The following is a 1222-nucleotide window of genomic DNA, read 5'->3' as shown; positions in this document are numbered from 1 at the left end:
CCCAGCCAGTGCTGGACCAGGAAGGTGCCGTGGAAGCCGATGAACAGCGTCCAGAAGGTGATCTTGCCGAGGCGCTCGTCGAGCATCTTGCCGGTGAACTTCGGCCACCAGAAGTGGAAGCCGGAGAACATCGCGAAGACGACGGTGCCGAACACCACGTAGTGGAAGTGCGCCACCACGAAGTACGAGTCCGAGACGTGGAAGTCCATCGGCGGCGAGGCCAGGATGACACCGGTCAGACCACCGAAGGTGAAGGTGATCAGGAAGCCGGTGGCCCACAGCATCGGGGTCTCGAAACTCAGTGACCCCTTCCACATGGTGCCGATCCAGTTGAAGAACTTCACGCCTGTTGGCACGGCGATCAGGAACGTCATGAAGGAGAAGAACGGCAGCAGCACACCGCCGGTGACGTACATGTGGTGCGCCCACACCGTCACGGACAGACCCGCGATCGAGATCGTCGCCGCGATCAGGCCCATGTAGCCGAACATCGGCTTACGGGAGAAGACCGGGATGACCTCGGAGATGATGCCGAAGAACGGCAGGGCGATGATGTACACCTCTGGATGGCCGAAGAACCAGAAGAGGTGCTGCCACAGCAGGGCGCCGCCGTTGGCGGAGTCGAAGATGTGGGCGCCGAACTTGCGGTCCACCTCCAGCGCGAACAGCGCGGCCGCCAGCACCGGGAAGGCGAGCAGGACCAGCACACCGGTCAGCAGCACGTTCCAGGTGAAGATCGGCATGCGGAACATCGTCATGCCCGGAGCGCGCATGCAGATGATCGTGGTGATGAAGTTGACCGAGCCGAGGATGGTGCCGAAGCCGGAGAAGGCCAGACCCATGATCCACAGGTCGGCGCCGATGCCCGGGCTGCGGACCGCGTCGGACAGGGGGCTGTAGGCGAACCAGCCGAAGTCGGCGGCGCCGTCGGGGGTGAGGAAGCCGCCCACCGCGATCAGCGAGCCGAACAGGTACAGCCAGTAGGCGAACATGTTCAGCCGCGGGAAGGCGACGTCGGGGGCGCCGATCTGCAGCGGCATGATCCAGTTCGCGAAGCCGGCGAACAGCGGCGTCGCGAACATCAGCAGCATGATCGTGCCGTGCATCGTGAACGCCTGGTTGAACTGCTCGTTCGACATGATCTGCAAGCCCGGCCGGGCCAGCTCGGCGCGCATGAACAGCGCCATCACGCCACCGATGCAGAAGAACGCGAACGACGTGA

At 63.8% G+C, this 1222-nt stretch carries 1 protein-coding gene; it reads right to left on the bottom strand.

What is annotated here, in order from left to right:
• The coding region (locus H4N64_RS44110; RefSeq protein ID WP_186288252.1) for a cbb3-type cytochrome c oxidase subunit I at window positions 1–1222 on the bottom strand (1222 nt) is incomplete at both ends.

Origin of the sequence: Streptomyces cupreus (assembly GCF_014257025.1) — a bacterium.
Classification (GTDB): domain Bacteria; phylum Actinomycetota; class Actinomycetes; order Streptomycetales; family Streptomycetaceae; genus Streptomyces; species Streptomyces cupreus.
This window is presented reverse-complemented; position numbering and strand designations above follow the sequence as displayed.